17 protein-coding genes are annotated in these 16,184 nt (G+C 52.8%); 9 read left to right on the forward strand and 8 right to left on the reverse strand.

Annotation, left to right across the window (positions count from 1 at the left end):
• Window positions 1-129 precede the first annotated feature (129 nt).
• The 5 genes from pnp to mtr all read left to right on the forward strand — a co-directional run bounded on the left by pnp (window position 130) and on the right by mtr (window position 6,770).
• Window positions 130-2,265, forward strand: a complete 2,136-nt coding sequence (pnp, locus tag LG384_RS20220) for a polyribonucleotide nucleotidyltransferase (RefSeq protein ID WP_045448013.1) — start codon at window positions 130-132, stop codon at window positions 2,263-2,265.
• A 108-nt stretch (window positions 2,266-2,373) separates the two neighbouring features.
• Entirely contained in the window at window positions 2,374-3,258 is an 885-nt protein-coding gene (nlpI, locus tag LG384_RS20225) for a lipoprotein NlpI (RefSeq protein WP_040234121.1), read from the forward strand.
• A gap of 105 nt (window positions 3,259-3,363) precedes the next feature.
• Window positions 3,364-3,444, forward strand: coding sequence for a protein YrbN (gene yrbN, locus LG384_RS20230; protein ID WP_010723222.1), 81 nt, complete (start codon window positions 3,364-3,366; stop codon window positions 3,442-3,444).
• On the forward strand, window positions 3,437-5,380 hold the full coding sequence (locus LG384_RS20235; RefSeq protein ID WP_225761417.1) for a DEAD/DEAH family ATP-dependent RNA helicase: 1,944 nt from the start codon (window positions 3,437-3,439) through the stop codon (window positions 5,378-5,380). Before yrbN ends, LG384_RS20235 begins: the two co-directional genes overlap by 8 nt.
• A 145-nt stretch (window positions 5,381-5,525) precedes the next feature.
• Window positions 5,526-6,770 carry a tryptophan permease gene (gene mtr / locus LG384_RS20240; RefSeq protein ID WP_045448005.1) on the forward strand — a complete coding sequence of 415 codons (1,245 nt, stop codon included), beginning with the start codon at window positions 5,526-5,528 and terminating at the stop codon, window positions 6,768-6,770.
• 88 nt (window positions 6,771-6,858) lie between these two features.
• Here the strand turns inward: mtr and LG384_RS20245 are convergent, their stop codons facing one another.
• From LG384_RS20245 to LG384_RS20255, 3 genes are all read right to left on the reverse strand, one after another.
• Window positions 6,859-7,866 (reverse strand): LLM class flavin-dependent oxidoreductase, encoded by a 1,008-nt coding sequence (locus LG384_RS20245; RefSeq protein ID WP_045448002.1) that lies wholly within the window; start codon window positions 7,864-7,866, stop codon window positions 6,859-6,861.
• Between the two features lie 78 nt (window positions 7,867-7,944).
• On the reverse strand, window positions 7,945-8,823 hold the full coding sequence (locus LG384_RS20250) for a U32 family peptidase (protein WP_045448000.1): 879 nt from the start codon (window positions 8,821-8,823) through the stop codon (window positions 7,945-7,947).
• Window positions 8,824-8,831: 8 nt separating this feature from the next.
• Window positions 8,832-9,827 (reverse strand): peptidase U32 family protein, encoded by a 996-nt coding sequence (locus tag LG384_RS20255; RefSeq protein ID WP_045447998.1) that lies wholly within the window; start codon window positions 9,825-9,827, stop codon window positions 8,832-8,834.
• 219 nt (window positions 9,828-10,046) lie between these two features.
• Here LG384_RS20255 and LG384_RS20260 point away from each other — a divergent pair, with 219 nt between their 5' ends.
• Window positions 10,047-10,571, forward strand: a complete 525-nt coding sequence (locus LG384_RS20260; protein WP_200010072.1) for an SCP2 domain-containing protein — start codon at window positions 10,047-10,049, stop codon at window positions 10,569-10,571.
• A complete protein-coding gene (locus LG384_RS20265; protein WP_045447993.1) occupies window positions 10,565-11,068 on the forward strand; it encodes a GNAT family N-acetyltransferase in 504 nt (167 codons plus the stop codon). Before LG384_RS20260 ends, LG384_RS20265 begins: the two co-directional genes overlap by 7 nt.
• On the opposite strand, the gene LG384_RS20270 is transcribed toward LG384_RS20265, so the two are convergent.
• Window positions 11,055-11,354, reverse strand: a complete 300-nt coding sequence (locus LG384_RS20270) for a GIY-YIG nuclease family protein (protein WP_045447990.1) — start codon at window positions 11,352-11,354, stop codon at window positions 11,055-11,057. The two genes, LG384_RS20265 and LG384_RS20270, sit on opposite strands and share 14 nt — an antisense overlap.
• Before the next feature lie 52 nt (window positions 11,355-11,406).
• On the opposite strand from LG384_RS20270, the gene LG384_RS20275 reads away from it, so the two are divergent.
• Together LG384_RS20275 and LG384_RS20280 are read left to right on the forward strand one after the other, a co-directional pair.
• Window positions 11,407-11,835, forward strand: a complete 429-nt coding sequence (locus LG384_RS20275; RefSeq protein ID WP_200010071.1) for a YhbP family protein — start codon at window positions 11,407-11,409, stop codon at window positions 11,833-11,835.
• Window positions 11,836-11,873: 38 nt separating this feature from the next.
• Window positions 11,874-12,509 carry an NAD(P)H-binding protein gene (locus LG384_RS20280; protein WP_045447984.1) on the forward strand — a complete coding sequence of 212 codons (636 nt, stop codon included), beginning with the start codon at window positions 11,874-11,876 and terminating at the stop codon, window positions 12,507-12,509.
• 35 nt (window positions 12,510-12,544) lie between these two features.
• On the opposite strand, the gene dolP is transcribed toward LG384_RS20280, so the two are convergent.
• From dolP to LG384_RS20300, 4 genes are read right to left on the reverse strand one after another with little or no spacing between them, the layout of a single operon-like run.
• The gene (gene dolP, locus LG384_RS20285; RefSeq protein ID WP_045447981.1) at window positions 12,545-13,120 is read right to left on the reverse strand and encodes a division/outer membrane stress-associated lipid-binding lipoprotein; all 576 of its coding nucleotides are present in this window, start codon (window positions 13,118-13,120) and stop codon (window positions 12,545-12,547) included.
• A 9-nt stretch (window positions 13,121-13,129) separates the two neighbouring features.
• On the reverse strand, window positions 13,130-13,720 hold the full coding sequence (diaA, locus tag LG384_RS20290; protein ID WP_003024948.1) for a DnaA initiator-associating protein DiaA: 591 nt from the start codon (window positions 13,718-13,720) through the stop codon (window positions 13,130-13,132).
• A 34-nt stretch (window positions 13,721-13,754) separates the two neighbouring features.
• Window positions 13,755-14,150, reverse strand: a complete 396-nt coding sequence (locus tag LG384_RS20295) for a YraN family protein (protein WP_045447978.1) — start codon at window positions 14,148-14,150, stop codon at window positions 13,755-13,757.
• A complete protein-coding gene (locus tag LG384_RS20300) occupies window positions 14,108-16,162 on the reverse strand; it encodes a penicillin-binding protein activator (RefSeq protein ID WP_200010069.1) in 2,055 nt (684 codons plus the stop codon). Before LG384_RS20300 ends, LG384_RS20295 begins: the two co-directional genes overlap by 43 nt.
• Window positions 16,163-16,184: the final 22 nt, after the last annotated feature.

A 16,184-nucleotide genomic window follows, 5' to 3' on the forward strand; every position in this document is an offset into this window, starting at 1 on the left:
GCGGCTAATGAGAGGCTTTACCCAATAAGCGTGGGTTAGGGTTGTCATTAGTCGCGAGGATGCGCAGAAGATCGGGTATTAACGATGGCGCATTTGTGTCGTCAAAAAAAATAGAGAAAGGATATTATTTTGCTTAATCCGATCGTTCGTAAATTCCAGTACGGTCAACACACCGTAACGCTGGAAACCGGCATGATGGCGCGTCAGGCGACTGCCGCCGTTATGGTTAGCATGGATGACACTGCGGTATTCGTTACCGTTGTTGGTCAGAAAAAAGCGAAACCAGGCCAGGATTTCTTCCCGCTGACTGTTAACTATCAGGAGCGTACTTACGCTGCTGGTCGTATCCCAGGTAGCTTCTTCCGTCGTGAAGGTCGTCCGAGCGAAGGTGAAACCCTGATCGCGCGTCTGATTGACCGCCCGGTTCGCCCGCTGTTCCCGGAAGGCTTCGTAAACGAAGTACAGGTTATCGCGACTGTTGTTTCCGTTAACCCGCAGGTTAACCCGGATATCGTGGCAATGATCGGTGCATCCGCTGCGCTGTCTCTGTCCGGCATTCCGTTCAACGGCCCGATTGGCGCAGCACGCGTTGGTTACATCAATGACCAGTACGTACTGAACCCGACCCAGGACGAACTGAAAGAAAGTAAACTGGACCTGGTTGTAGCGGGTACTGAAGCTGCCGTACTGATGGTTGAATCCGAAGCTGAACTGCTGAGCGAAGACCAGATGCTGGGCGCTGTAGTGTTCGGTCACGAGCAGCAGCAGGTTGTTATTCAGGCGATCAATGAGCTGGTAAAAGAAGCTGGCAAACCGCGTTGGGACTGGCAGCCAGAAGCCGTCAACGAAGCGCTGAATGCGCGCGTTGCAGCGCTGGCAGAATCTCGTCTGAGCGATGCTTACCGCATCACCGACAAACAAGAGCGTTATGCTCAGGTTGACGTGATCAAATCTGAAACCATCGCTACGCTGGTTGCAGAAGACGAAACCCTGGACGCTAACGAACTGGGTGAAATTCTGCACGCTATCGAGAAAAACGTTGTTCGTAGCCGCGTACTGGCAGGTGAGCCGCGTATCGACGGTCGTGAAAAAGATATGATCCGTGGTCTGGACGTGCGTACTGGCGTTCTGCCGCGTACTCACGGTTCCGCACTGTTCACCCGTGGTGAAACTCAGGCGTTGGTTACTGCGACCCTCGGAACCACGCGTGATGCGCAGAACCTTGATGAACTGATGGGCGAGCGTACTGACAACTTCCTGTTCCATTACAACTTCCCTCCGTACTGCGTAGGCGAAACTGGCATGGTCGGTTCTCCGAAACGTCGTGAAATTGGTCACGGTCGTCTGGCGAAACGCGGCGTGCTGGCAGTAATGCCGGACCTGGACAAATTCCCGTACACCGTACGTGTTGTGTCTGAAATCACTGAATCTAACGGTTCTTCTTCCATGGCTTCCGTGTGTGGTGCTTCCCTGGCGCTGATGGATGCAGGTGTGCCAATCAAAGCCGCTGTTGCGGGTATCGCGATGGGTCTGGTGAAAGAAGGCGACAACTTTGTTGTTCTGTCTGACATCCTGGGTGACGAAGACCATTTGGGCGATATGGACTTCAAAGTGGCGGGTTCCCGCGACGGTATCTCTGCACTGCAGATGGATATCAAAATTGAAGGTATCACCAAAGAGATCATGCAGGTTGCTCTGAACCAGGCTAAAGGTGCGCGTCTGCACATCCTGGGAGTGATGGAACAGGCGATCAACGCGCCGCGCGGCGACATTTCTCAGTTCGCTCCGCGTATCCATACTATCAAGATCAGCCCGGACAAGATCAAAGACGTTATCGGTAAAGGCGGTTCTGTTATCCGTGCTCTGACCGAAGAGACCGGCACCACCATCGAAATTGAAGATGATGGTACTGTGAAGATCGCGGCGACCGACGGTGAAAAAGCAAAATATGCTATCCGTCGTATCGAAGAGATCACCGCAGAAATCGAAGTAGGCCGTATCTACAACGGTAAAGTGACCCGTATCGTTGACTTTGGCGCATTCGTTGCCATCGGTGGCGGTAAAGAAGGTCTGGTACACATCTCTCAGATCGCCGACAAGCGCGTAGAGAAAGTGACCGATTACCTGCAGATGGGCCAGGAAGTACCGGTTAAAGTTCTGGAAGTTGATCGGCAGGGTCGCGTACGTCTGAGCATTAAAGAAGCAACTGAGCAATCTCAACCCGCAGCTGCACCGGAAGCACCGGTGAGCCAGCAGGGCGAGTAAGGTTGCCATTGCCCTCCGTGTGAGCGGAGGGCCTTTAACCCGGCAGGACGCCTTGTTAGCAACCGGGGAACTGGACGTTCATTCAATCGTTGTCTTCGGGAGTGGGAAATGAAGCCTTTTTTGCGCTGGTGTTTCGTTGCGACAGCACTCACGCTGGCTGGATGCAGTAATTCCACCTGGCGTAAGAGTGAAGTCCTCGCAGTACCACTGCAACCGACTTTACAGCAGGAAGTGATTCTGGCACGTATGGAACAAATTCTTGCCAGTCGGGCTTTAACCGATGACGAACGCGCACAGCTTTTATATGAGCGCGGAGTGTTGTATGATAGTCTCGGTCTGAGGGCACTGGCGCGAAATGATTTTTCACAAGCGCTGGCAATCCGACCAGATATGCCTGAAGTATTCAATTACTTAGGTATATATTTAACGCAGGCAGGCAATTTTGATGCTGCCTATGAAGCGTTTGATTCTGTACTTGAGCTTGATCCAACTTACAACTACGCGCACTTAAATCGCGGTATCGCATTGTATTACGGCGGTCGTGATAAGTTAGCGCAAGATGATCTGCTGGCGTTTTATCAAGACGATCCCAATGATCCTTTCCGCAGTCTGTGGCTTTATCTCGCTGAGCAGAAGCTCGATGAGAAGCAGGCTAAAGAAGCGTTAAAGCAGCGCTTCGAGAAATCGGATAAAGAACAATGGGGATGGAACATTGTCGAGTTCTACCTGGGCAACATTAGCGAAGCAACGCTGATGGAACGCCTGAAGGCGGACGCAACGGATAACACCTCGCTCGCTGAGCATCTCAGTGAAACCAACTTCTATTTAGGTAAGTACTACCTAAGTCTGGGGGATTTGGACAACGCTACGGCATTGTTCAAACTGGCGGTGGCTAACAACGTTCATAACTTTGTTGAGCACCGATACGCATTGTTGGAATTATCGCTCCTGGGCCAGGACCAAGATGACCTGGCAGAATCGGACCAGCAATAGCTGACGTACACATCAGCCCGTAATCTTTTTGATTGCCATCACCTTCGCGGGTGAGGGCGTTGTTGTTCGTTAATACACCTACTTTGAGCCGGTTCACACTTTTCAATGAAAATTGCAGATCAATTTCATGATGAGTTATGTAGACTGGCCGCCATTAATTTTGAGGCACACGTACTACATGGCTGAATTCGAAACCACTTTTGCAGATCTGGGCCTGAAGGCTCCTATCCTTGAAGCCCTTACCGATCTGGGTTACGAAAAACCATCTCCAATCCAGGCAGAGTGCATTCCGCATCTGCTGGGCGGTCGCGATGTTCTGGGTATGGCCCAGACCGGTAGCGGCAAAACTGCAGCGTTCTCTTTACCGCTGCTCAACAATCTTGATCCTGAGCTGAAGGCACCTCAGATTCTGGTGCTGGCACCGACCCGCGAACTGGCGGTTCAGGTTGCAGAAGCCATGACGGATTTCTCTAAACATATGCGCGGCGTGAATGTGGTTGCCCTGTACGGCGGCCAGCGTTATGACGTGCAATTACGTGCCCTGCGTCAGGGCCCGCAGATCGTTGTCGGTACGCCGGGACGTCTGCTGGATCACCTGAAGCGCGGTACTCTGGATCTCTCCAAACTGAGCGGTCTGGTGCTGGACGAAGCTGATGAAATGCTGCGTATGGGCTTCATCGAAGACGTTGAAACGATTATGGCGCAGATCCCGGAAGGTCATCAGACCGCTCTGTTCTCTGCAACTATGCCGGAAGCGATTCGTCGTATTACCCGCCGCTTTATGAAAGAGCCGCAGGAAGTTCGTATTCAGTCCAGCGTAACCACGCGTCCTGACATCAGCCAGAGCTACTGGACTGTGTGGGGCATGCGTAAAAATGAAGCTCTGGTACGTTTCCTGGAAGCAGAAGACTTTGATGCGGCGATTATCTTCGTACGTACCAAAAATGCGACCCTGGAAGTCGCTGAAGCACTGGAGCGTAGCGGCTATAGCAGCGCTGCACTGAACGGCGACATGAACCAGTCTCTGCGTGAGCAGACTCTGGAGCGTCTGAAAGATGGCCGTCTGGATATTCTGATTGCGACCGACGTTGCTGCTCGTGGCCTGGACGTTGAGCGTATCAGCCTGGTTGTTAACTACGACATCCCGATGGACTCTGAGTCTTACGTTCACCGTATTGGTCGTACTGGTCGTGCGGGTCGTGCGGGTCGTGCGCTGCTGTTCGTTGAGAACCGCGAGCGTCGTCTGCTGCGTAACATCGAACGCACCATGAAGCTGACCATTCCGGAAGTAGAACTGCCGAACGCAGACCTGCTGGGCAAACGTCGTCTGGAAAAATTCGCCGCGAAAGTACAGCAACAGCTGGAAAGCAGCGATCTGGATCAGTACCGTGCTCTGCTGGCAAAAATGCAGCCGGAAGAAGAACTGGATATCGAAACTCTGGCCGCAGCACTGCTGAAAATGGCTCAGGGCGAACGTCCGCTGATCCTGCCGCCAGATGCTCCGATGCGTCCGAAACGCGAATTCCGCGACCGCGATGATCGTGGCCCGCGTGACCGCAACGATCGTGGCCCGCGTGGCGACCGTCCAGAACGTGGTGGTGAAGATCGTCCACGTCGTGAACGTCGTGACGTTGGTGATATGCAGTTGTACCGCATTGAAGTGGGCCGTGACGACGGTGTTGAAGTTCGTCATATCGTTGGCGCGATTGCTAACGAAGGCGATATCAGCAGCCGTTACATTGGTAACATCAAGCTGTTTGCTTCCCACTCCACCATCGAACTGCCGAAAGGCATGCCGGGCGACGTGCTGCAGCACTTTACCCGTACCCGTATCCTGAACAAACCGATGAACATGCAACTGGTTGGCGATGCAGTACCGCACACCGGTGGTGAGCGTCGTGGCGGTGGTCGCTTCAGCGGCGAACGTCGTGAAGGCGGTCGTGGTGAAGGTCGTAGTGAAGGTCGTAGTTTCAGCGGTGAGCGTCGTGAAGGCGGCCGTGGCGATGGTCGTCGTTTCAGCGGTGAGCGTCGTGAAGGTAACCGTGGTCCGCGCCGCGATGATTCTTCTGCGCCGCGCCGTGATGACTCTGCTGGCCGTCGTCGTTTCGGTGGTGACGCATAAGCCTTACGGTTTAAAAGCGTAAAGTAAAATATACAGCCCCGATCTAAACAATCGGGGCTTTTTTTATTTCATTTGTACTCGTGTACTGGTACAGTGCGACACATTAAAATGTAGTCACAATATAATTGACTGGAGAGATGGCTGAATGGCAACACTAACCACCACCCAAACGTCACCTTCGCTGCTCGGCGGCGTAGTGATTATCGGCGGCACCATTATTGGCGCAGGAATGTTTTCTCTGCCAGTGGTCATGTCCGGGGCGTGGTTCTTCTGGTCTATGGCGGCGCTCATCTTTACCTGGTTTTGTATGCTGCATTCCGGGCTGATGATCCTGGAGGCCAATCTGAATTATCGTATTGGATCCAGTTTTGACACCATTACTAAAGACCTGTTGGGCAAGGGCTGGAACGTTGTTAATGGTATCTCGATTGCTTTTGTACTCTATATTCTGACCTATGCATACATTTCTGCGAGCGGTTCGATCCTGCATCACACCTTCTCGGAGATGTCGCTGAATGTTCCGGCACGTGCGGCAGGATTTGGTTTTGCTCTGCTGGTAGCGTTTGTGGTGTGGTTGAGTACTAAAGCGGTCAGTCGCATGACCGCCATTGTACTGGGTGCGAAGGTAATAACGTTCTTCCTGACCTTCGGTAGTTTGTTAGGGCATGTGACACCGACTACGCTGTTTAACGTGGCGGAAAGTAATGCTTCATATACGCCGTATTTGCTGATGACGCTGCCGTTTTGCCTCGCCTCATTTGGCTACCACGGCAACGTACCGAGTCTGATGAAGTACTACGGCAAAGACCCGCGCACCATTGTTAAATGCCTCGTTTACGGCACGCTGCTGGCGTTGGTGCTGTACACCGTATGGTTGCTGGGGACGATGGGCAATATTCCGCGTCCTGAATTTGTTGGTATTGCACAGCAGGGCGGTAACATTGATGTGCTGGTGCAGGCGCTGAGTGGTGTGTTGAACAGCCGTAGTCTGGATCTGCTGCTGGTGGTGTTCTCTAACTTTGCGGTAGCGAGTTCGTTTCTTGGAGTGACGCTGGGGCTGTTTGACTATCTGGCGGATCTGTTCGGTTTTGACGATTCTGCAATGGGCCGCTTTAAAACGGCATTACTGACTTTTGTTCCGCCGATTGTGGGTGGCCTGCTGTGGCCGAACGGTTTCCTGTATGCAATTGGTTATGCAGGATTAGCAGCAACGATTTGGGCGGCAATTGTCCCGGCATTACTGGCGCGTAAATCCCGTCAACGCTTCGGTAGCCCGAAATTCCGTGTATGGGGGGGCAAGCCGATGATTGCTCTGATCCTGGTCTTCGGCGTCGGCAACGCGGTTATCCACATCCTGTCGAGCGTGAATCTATTGCCTGTGTACCAGTAGCCTTTTAGTGCCGGATGGCGCTATGCTTATCCGGCCTACACGATCTCGTAGGTCCGGTAAGCGAAGCGCCACCGGGCAAGACAACGCCCTACCCAACCAACTCTTCTTTCACCTGCATCGCTAAATCAAACGAATGTAAACGTGCCTGGTGGTCGAAAATCTGCCCATTGACCATAATTTCATCCGCTTGTGTTTCACGCAGAATCGACTCCAGTCCATGACGTATTTTCACTTTATCTCCCACCAGCGACATACTCAGTGCCTGCTGAACGCCATACTGCTCAGAAGCGGACCACAGCTGATGCATATTTTCTACCGGAGGTGGTAACTGTCCGGTTTCACCCCGACGCAATTTTACGAATGCCTGCTGCATCGAGGTAAAGAGAAATTCGGCATCACGATTGCTGTCAGCGGCAATGATATTGATGCACACCATGGCATACGGTGTTGCCAGCCGTGCTGAAGGTTTGAACTGAGTGCGATACAGATGCAATGCCTGGTGCAGCATATCTGGTGCGAAGTGTGAGGCGAAGGCAAACGGCAAACCAAGCTGTGCTGCCAGTTGTGCGCTGTACAGGCTGGATCCCAGTAACCAGACCGGAATTTGCTCACCATAGCCGGGAACCGGGCGTACTTGTGGATTAGGATCGCATGCGTCAAACCAGTCCACCAGTTCCGCCACATCGCGCGGGAAGTTATCGATATCACCGCTCATATGACGGCGCAGTGCGCGCATGGTGGGTTGATCGCTGCCTGGCGCACGTCCAAGGCCCAGGTCGATACGGCCAGGATACAGCGTATTCAGCGTCCCGAACTGCTCAGCGATCACCAACGGTGAATGGTTAGGTAGCATGACCCCACCGGACCCCAGACGCAGGGTGGTGGTATTGGCTGCCAGATAACCTATCAGTACAGAGGTTGCTGCACTGGCGATACCGGTCATATTGTGATGTTCAGCCAGCCAGTAGCGATGGTAGCCGCGCTTTTCAGCCAGTTGAGCGAGATCCAGAGAGTGCGTAAAAGCCTCTTTTGCACTGGAACCTTCGGGGATCGGTGCCAGATCCAGCACCGAGAACGGAATAATTTTGTCAGTCATAACGGCTCACTTTGTTACCGGTTAATCTTTTAATACTGCATTAAAATTTGATTACCGTTGTTAACAAAGTGAGCTTTTTTACGCCTGAAGCTCCAGACCTGCCAGACGTTTCCAGTAGCCGTTACAGTCGCTGTGGGCAGTAAGTGGTAATGGGGCACAGCCATTCTCATTGGCACGGAAGGCATCAAGCATCGCGAATGTCTCGGTTCCTAATGGGGACAGACGGACGATATCAACCAGGCCCTGCATGGACGTCAGTTCATTACCGAGGTTGTAGACATAACCGCTCATGGTCTGAATCCCATTCAGGACAAAGACCTGCTGGTTCTCTTGCGACAGGACATCGCGGCCATTTGGATATTTGATGCAGCAGGTTTCGCATTCGTCTTTTGGTCGGTCCTCAGAGCGTGCGGTAAAGCAGCGGGCAGAGTACGCTAAAGGTAGATGCCCGTAGCTCAGAACTTCGACTTCAAACTGGTTGCGAATACCCAAGTCATCACACTGGTTGAGCAGATTCACCAGCCAGTCGCGGGATAGTTCTACTGGCATACACCAGCGCACCATGCCTTGTTTAAGCAACAGACGAAGGGTCACGGCGTTGTAGCAGTTGAGCGCATGCCCGGCGACAAATGGCAGTTTACGTTCGGCGCACATGTTCACAACGCCCAGATCGCTGGCTTCCAGTAGGAAGTCGCCATTTTCTACATAGCGCTTCAGCTCACCCAGCTCCGATGATGCCTGAACCAGCGCCAGCGTGGACAGCACCACCTGTTTCCCGCTACTGGCGAGTGATTTTGCCATATCAATCCAGTCACCCGTTTTGGTGGCGCGGCGTTTGCTACACACAGCTTCCCCAAGATAGATAACGTCGGCATTACTGGTAGCGGCCTGCTGATAAAAATCTTCCAGCGTTTCTTTCGACCAGTAGTAGAGCACTGGTCCTAAGGAATATTTCATTGCTTTTCTCACTGCCATTTACGGTGATACGCACCAAGCGTAGTCTGCGTGCCTTCGGACATTGAACCGAGTGTTTCCATCCAGGCGCTTTGCGGAACAAAGTTCTGCGGATCGGCTTTGCAACGGTCAATCGCCTGGCGCCACACTTTCGCTACCTGGCTGACGTAAGCCGGGCTACGCTGACGTCCCTCAATTTTCACCGAGGCGATGTTGGCTGCCATCAGATCGGGTAGCAGTTCTAACGTATTAAGGCTGGTCGGCTCCTCCAGCGCATGATAACGCTCACCGTCCACAAGATAGCGTCCCTTACAAAGCGTTGGATAACCTGCGTTTTCACCGTCCTGATAGCGGTCAATCAGCACTTCATTCAGGCGAGATTCAAGGCCTGCCGGGGTTTGCTGCCAGCGAACAAATCGGGCAGGGGAGCACGCACCAACGGTGTTGGGGGATTCACCCGTCAGATAAGACGAAAGATAGCAGCGACCTTCCGCCATAATGCACAGACTGCCAAAGGCAAACACTTCTAAAGGAACTGGTGTTACGCGAGCGAGCTGTTTTACCTGATGGATTGATAGCACACGTGGTAGAACAACGCGTGCGACGTCAAAGTTGCGATGGTAGAAATTAATCGCTTCCTCGTTGGTTGCGGATGCCTGAACGGAGACATGGCGCTCAATATGCGGGTAGCGCTCTGCGGCATACTCAAGCATAGCGAGATCGGCGAGGATCAGCGCATCAGCACCCAGTTGCGCCGCCATATCAACGGCTCGTTGCCAACGTGCGTAACCATCCGGGTGCGCAAAGGTGTTAATTGCGATGTGCAGCTTACGGCGGTGTTGATGGACAAAATTCACCGCTTCCTGCAATTTTTTCTCGGTAAAATTAAGGCCGGCGAAATGACGGGCGTTGGTGTCATCTTTCAGCCCGATGTATACAGCATCAGCGCCGTTCTCGATGGCCGCCTTAAGCGCCGGGAGATTTCCGGCAGGGCAGAGCAGCTCCATAATTTATCCTGAAAGTTGCGCCACCAGGGCGCAAAAATGTTAACGAAGAGGGATTTTAGTTAACCTTGCTGAGACAATTTTTGATTTGAGGCAGTTAAAGTCGTATTGGTGACACCAATAAAGAGGTAACAATTTCGCATCGAATTGTTGATTTATGCCGCTATGTCGTTTATTTGATATGGCAAAATAGCAGGACTATTGAAACAGGGAGTAAAGCTCGTGTTGGAAAAACTGCGTTCACGCTTAGTACATTTTGGTCCTTCTCTGATGAGTGTACCGGTTAAACTGACGCCCTTTACGCTGAAGCGCCAGGTCTTGGAACAAGTCTTGAGCTGGCAATTTCGCCAGGCGCTGGCCGATGGAGAACTTGAGTTTCTCGACGGTCGCTGGTTGAGCATAAATGTTCGCGATATTGGCCTCAGATGGTATACCTCTGTTGAGAACGACAAACTTATCGTCAGTCAGGACGCAGACGCTGATGTGAGTTTTAGCGCAGATGCCAGCGATTTATTGATGATTGCAGCGCGCAAGCAGGACCCGGATACGCTTTTCTTCCAGCGTCGCCTGGTGATTGAAGGCGATACAGAATTAGGGCTACATGTGAAAAATCTGATGGACGCCATTGAACTGGAGCAGATGCCGAAACCGTTGCGTGTCATGCTGCTGCAACTGGCGGACTTTGTTGAGGCGGGTATGAAACATTCGCCAGAAACCAAACAGACCTCGGTAGGTGAACCATGCTGATTCGAGTTGAAATTCCCATTGATGCCCCTGGTATTGATGCGTTGCTGCGCCGCTCATTTGATAGCGATGCAGAAGCGAAGTTAGTACATGACCTGCGCGAAGATGGCTTTCTGACGCTGGGTCTGGTTGCGACCGATGACGAAGGCCAGGTTGTGGGCTATGTCGCGTTCAGTCCTGTTGATGTACAGGGTGAAGACCTGCAATGGGTCGGAATGGCTCCACTGGCGGTTGATGAAAACTACCGCGGACAGGGTCTGGCGCGTCAACTGGTTTATGAAGGGCTGGATTCGCTGAACGAGTTTGGTTACGCCGCGGTGGTCACACTGGGCGATCCAGCATTGTACAGTCGCTTAGGCTTTGAACTGGCCGCTCACCACGATCTTCATTGCCGCTGGCCTGGTACCGAAAGCGCATTTCAGGTGCATCGCCTGGCGGAAGATGCGCTGAATGGTGTGACGGGTTTGGTGGAATACCACGATCACTTCAATCGTTTTTAAGCGCCGGGGTTTGCAGGCTGCTCAGTAGCGCCTCAAACCCTTCGCCTTCTACAAGGCGTTCTTTCTGACGCTTTGTAAGCTGTTTAATACGATATTCTATGCGCAGGGCCAGCGAACGGTCGCCGACTTGCGCCGCAAATGCCAGAGTTAATTCCCCCTTCCCGCGCAGTGCTTTTGCGCCTTTTCCACTCTGATGCTGCTTATAGCGGCGTTGCACATCGGTTGTTATTCCGGTGTATAGGGCGTTGTCTGCGGTACGGATCAGGTACAGATACCAGGGTGTCATTGTCACCATCGACGTGATAATTTTCAAACTTACAGTATAAAAGAGAACAGAAATGGAAACACTGACTGCGGTGACTCGTTGGCTGGCAAAACAGCACGTCGTGACCTGGTGTGTGCACCATGAGGGTGAATTGTGGTGTGCCAATGCATTTTATCTGTTTGATGCACAAAAGATGGCGTTCTATTTGCTCACCGAAGAGAAGACGCGCCATGCACAGATGTCCGGCCCGCGCGCACCCGTTGCTGGAACGGTAAACGGCCAGCCCAAAACGGTGGCGCTGATCCGCGGTGTGCAGTTTAAAGGGGAAATCAGGCGTCTGGAGGGAGAAGAGAGTGACTTAGCGCGTAAAGCTTATAATCGCCGCTTCCCTGTCGCCAAAATGATGCCTGCGCCCGTCTGGGAGATTCGGCTGGATGAAATCAAATTCACTGACAACACATTGGGTTTTGGTAAAAAAATGCTTTGGCTACGTGATCTATAGTTAGATAAATGATAGTGGGCGCAAAGGAAGGAGAAGCGATGAGTCAGGTGTTAATTACAGGTGCAACGGGGTTGGTGGGGGGGCATTTATTGCGTATGCTGCTGAATGAACCGCGGATCCACGCCATTACTGCTCCAACACGCCGCCCACTGGCCGATACGGTTGGGGTTTATAACCCGCACGATCCGCAACTGACAGATGCGCTGGCACAGGTGAACGATCCGATAGATATCGTTTTTTGCTGCCTGGGAACCACCCGACGAGAAGCGGGCAGCAAAGAGGCATTTATTCACGCAGACTATACCCTAGTGGTGGATACCGCCCTGACGGGTCTTCGCCTGGGGGCCCAGCATATGCTGGTAGTCAGCGCTATGGGAGCCAATGCCAACTCCCCATTTTTTTATAACCGGGTTAAAGGTGAAATGGAACAGGCGCTGATTGCTCAGAACTGGCCACGGTTAACGATTGCACGGCCTTCAATGTTGTTGGGGGAACGGGATAAGCAGCGGGCAAATGAAATGTTCTTTGCACCGTTATTCCGGCTGCTGCCCGGAAACTGGAAATCGATTGAGGCGCGTGATGTTGCGCGGGCAATGCTGGCGGAAGCTATCTCACCTGCTCATGAAGGGGTGTCAGTTCTTACTTCATCCCAGCTTCGGGAAAGAGCGAAATAACCCGGCGAGTATGGCCTCACCGGGCTATTTACGCGTTATTTGATGAACGTAAAGGCTGTGGTGACGCGCTTCACGCCACTTACCCGGCTGGCGATATCTGCTGCAGCCTTCGCTTCACGCTCGGTGACCAGACCCAACAGGAATACTTCTCCATTCTCGGTTGTCACTTTAACGTTAGAGGATTTCACCTGATCGCTGGTCAGCAACTGGGAACGAACTTTGGTGGTGATCCAGGTATCGTTGGATGCTTCGCCAAGACCGATTGGCTGGCCCTGACGGATCTCGTTAAATACTTCCGTCGTGCCTTCTACGCCCATAGCAATTTGTTTTGCTCGTGCAGAAAGCTCGCTATTAGGAGACTGACCGACCAGCAGCACCTTACCCTGATAGGCGCTGACGTTGATGCGCGCTTCTTTCTTAATTTGGGCATCTTTTGACAACGCCGTATTGACGCGTAATTCCAGGGTACCATCATCTACCTGGGTGCCGACACTGCGAGGGTCTGTTGCGGCTTTAGTCCCTACAGCTGCAGTTCCGACAACGGCGGCAGCTACACAGCCTTGCAACAGCAACGCAGAAATAACGACTGCGAGCGGCGAAAATGCCTTCATGTGTACTCCTTAATCATCCTGGTGAGGGAAAAGCGTGTTATCGATGAGATCGCAAAGGCAGTTTACCGTCAGCATATGCATTTCCTGAACGCGGGCGCTGTGGTGTGAGGGAATGCGGATTTCGACATCCTGTGGCCCCAATAATCCGGCCAGTTCACCCCCGTCATAACCGGTCAGCGCTACGATCGTCATGTCACGCGTGACGGCAGCTTCAACGGCTTTAACGATATCGCGGCTATTACCACGCGTAGAGATAGCCAACAGAACATCACCTGCATGTCCCAGCGCACGGACTTGTTTTGCATAAACTTCGTCGTGCAGGCGATCGTTGGCAATCGCAGTTAAGACCACATTATCAGTATTTAGTGCAATAGCAGGTAAACTGGGGCGTTCTGTTTCAAAACGGTTGATCATGCTGGCAGCAAAATGCTGTGCGTTGGCAGCGGACGTCCCATTACCACAACAGAGAATTTTGTTGCCATTGAGCAGGGATTGAACCAGCGTCATGGCTGCACGGGAAATCGCATCCGGAAGCGCTTCAGCCGCAGCAATCTGAGTTTGAATGCTTTCTGTAAAGCAGACTTTAATTCTATCTAACACGCTAATCCTTAAGAACCAGGCTCTGTATCTTCAATTATGAGTGGTCATTAAACGCATCCTTAAACCACTCAACATCATTTCCGGTGAAGGCTAACACATCGAACCGGCAATCCACAGTATCAAAACTCCCATTATGACGGGCGAGCCACAAACGGGCGGTCTGTAATAATTTGTGTTGTTTGCTACGGGTCACACTTGCTGCCGCGCCGCCAAAAAGGGCTGAACGGCGGAAACGGACTTCAACAAAGACGGTCGTTTTGCCTTCACGCATTATCAGGTCAATTTCGCCGCCACGTTCACGTACGTTGGCGGCAATAAAACGCAGTCCTTTGCGTTCCAGCCAGTCACGCGCGGTAGCTTCCCACGCGTCACCGGTCTCTTTACTCGTTAACTGGCGGGGACGACTTGCCCTTGCTGGTATTTGAGCCATGATAACTTCCTGTTAATCACGCAATCCTGAGTCGCGGTTAATGCACCGGTGTTGCCATTAATTTCGAAGCCCTGCACCTGACGCATTTGCGAAAAGTGGTTAGCCAGCGACCAGGCATCGACACCCATTGCGTACATGCGCGCAAGCGAGTAGTCGTTATGCACCGCGCTTAGCGCTTGTTGCATGAGAGGCTCGTTACCGCCGGCCAACATCGGGATTTCGCTGTACTGCAAGCCTTCCATTTCCAGTCGGAAGTCAGGGCCGGCTGTGCCTTGTGCGCTACGAGAGCTGGCGTAAAGGGTTGCACCGCTCTGGCTGCCGTTACGCATAGCAATCATCGGTTTAATAAACGCGATTTCTTCTGGCGTTGCCAGAATATACACGGCATCAACGCGACCACCGCCACCGGTGATTTGCGCATCGCTTGGTGGAGCTGGAATTGTCAGGCCACCAATCGTCACGCCAGGCTGCGAAGGTATAGAGGATACAATAGGGCTACCCGTCAGGGAGATCCCTGAACCGCCGTTGACGCCCATTTTCAGTTCCGCGGTGGAGCCGAATTTCTGCTGTAACACCACGCCGCCACCAAGCGCCTGCCACTCCTGAGCAAAGGCGTTGGACACGCGATCGCCAAGCGCGCTACGAGGGATAAGCAGCAGCGGGGCCTGCTTACCCTGCGAGTGAATATGGCGTGCGGCATCGCGAGCTTCGTCTTCTGGTGACAGAGCGAAATAGCAAATATTTGCCAGATTCTGCACCGCCTCAGGTTGGTTAAGCGCCAGCACATTCAGCGGTGTGTTGCTTTTCATCAGTTCTTCAACATTGTTTTTCAGCAGCGGGCCGACAACAATGCTGGCGCCATCCTGCTGAACCTGGGCCAGGATTTGATTTAGCGGTTGTGATGAGGTGTCGTAGATTTTCAGCTCAGCGGATGGATTCGCTGGCGTGCTTGCCGTCGTCGCCGGGGCTGGTGCAGTTTGCGGTGTGCTGACAGCAGCTTCTGGCTGTGCTGGCGCATCCTGTGTCAGATCGCTCACCGAGGCCTGAGAAGGGCTGGCAACACCGTCGGCAGTCTGCGGTTGAGTATTCGCTTCAGTGTTGCTCGTAGCCAATGCGGTGGGGGCTGCAACAGGAGTAGCTACGGGTTGCGTGCCCATATTTTTAGCCGCTTCAAAGCCCTGTTGAATAGTACGACCAAAAACAGCAGCCTGGCCATTCAGAGGCAGCAACAGCGCAATTTTACTGGTGGATGCTGGCTTAAAGCTCTGGACGTTTATCAACTGAGTGGGTAGTAATTTCGCACCAGGGTTTTGCGGATAACGTTTTTGCCAGTCGGCAATACCCGCTTTCATCATATCCGGGTCGCTACGGTTATCGAACCACACGCGTTGCAGATCCAGCCAGCCTTGCAGAACGTTTTCATCCGCATTGATGACCAGTGTCTGTGCCTGCTCTTTCGTCATTGACGAGAGAGCCTGCCAGGTGGCGTCGATGTTTTTCTGCTTGTCCTGTGCTGACAGTAGCGGTTCCTGAGCAATCAGAGCGCGCAGCAGTGTTAACGATGGGCGCCCCTGGCTGGCATCGATCTGCGCTTGCCAGTAGCGAGCCTGCTGGTTGTGATCGAAATCGGCCGGAGTGAGTTTATCCAGCAGCGCCTGCGCGCCAGCAATGTCTTTTTGTGCCAGCTTGATTTCAACAGCCAATAAAGACTGTTCGCGACGTTGTGTATCGTTCAGACTCTGTGGGAGTTGCTTGAACAATTCGACAGCCTGCTGGGTCTTGCCTTCTTTCAGCAGCGCACGAATGGCGAGTAATTGCCAGTTGGTCTTGCTATCATCTGAGCTTTGCTGCATTTGCTGCAGATAAAAGCCGGAATCAGCCTGTGCGGTGCCCTGCATGTGGGCTGCACTTTGGTCTGGCGCCTGGGTGCCACAGCCGGCGAAGATCAATGCTGCCAGGATTACTGGCAGAGCGCGCGCGGCTTTCAAACGAGAAAATGTTGAGGGTACCATACTGTATCCAGTGATATTTTTT

This window comes from Citrobacter sp. Marseille-Q3906 (assembly GCF_916618775.1).
Classification (GTDB): Bacteria; Pseudomonadota; Gammaproteobacteria; order Enterobacterales; family Enterobacteriaceae; genus Citrobacter; species Citrobacter murliniae.

Bases quoted from the DNA above. Each gene is read 5' to 3' on its own strand.
- nlpI (WP_040234121.1), top strand. From the start codon at position 2,374: ATGAAGCCTTTTTTGCGCTGGTGTTTCGTTGCGACAGCACTCACGCTG.
- yrbN (WP_010723222.1), top strand. From the start codon at position 3,364: ATGAAAATTGCAGATCAATTTCATGATGAGTTATGTAGACTGGCCGCC.
- LG384_RS20235 (WP_225761417.1), top strand. From the start codon at position 3,437: ATGGCTGAATTCGAAACCACTTTTGCAGATCTGGGCCTGAAGGCTCCT.
- mtr (WP_045448005.1), top strand. From the start codon at position 5,526: ATGGCAACACTAACCACCACCCAAACGTCACCTTCGCTGCTCGGCGGC.
- LG384_RS20245 (WP_045448002.1), bottom strand. From the start codon at position 7,866: ATGACTGACAAAATTATTCCGTTCTCGGTGCTGGATCTGGCACCGATC.
- LG384_RS20250 (WP_045448000.1), bottom strand. From the start codon at position 8,823: ATGAAATATTCCTTAGGACCAGTGCTCTACTACTGGTCGAAAGAAACG.
- LG384_RS20255 (WP_045447998.1), bottom strand. From the start codon at position 9,827: ATGGAGCTGCTCTGCCCTGCCGGAAATCTCCCGGCGCTTAAGGCGGCC.
- LG384_RS20265 (WP_045447993.1), top strand. From the start codon at position 10,565: ATGCTGATTCGAGTTGAAATTCCCATTGATGCCCCTGGTATTGATGCG.
- LG384_RS20270 (WP_045447990.1), bottom strand. From the start codon at position 11,354: ATGACACCCTGGTATCTGTACCTGATCCGTACCGCAGACAACGCCCTA.
- LG384_RS20275 (WP_200010071.1), top strand. From the start codon at position 11,407: ATGGAAACACTGACTGCGGTGACTCGTTGGCTGGCAAAACAGCACGTC.
- LG384_RS20280 (WP_045447984.1), top strand. From the start codon at position 11,874: ATGAGTCAGGTGTTAATTACAGGTGCAACGGGGTTGGTGGGGGGGCAT.
- dolP (WP_045447981.1), bottom strand. From the start codon at position 13,120: ATGAAGGCATTTTCGCCGCTCGCAGTCGTTATTTCTGCGTTGCTGTTG.
- LG384_RS20295 (WP_045447978.1), bottom strand. From the start codon at position 14,150: ATGGCTCAAATACCAGCAAGGGCAAGTCGTCCCCGCCAGTTAACGAGT.
- LG384_RS20300 (WP_200010069.1), bottom strand. From the start codon at position 16,162: ATGGTACCCTCAACATTTTCTCGTTTGAAAGCCGCGCGCGCTCTGCCA.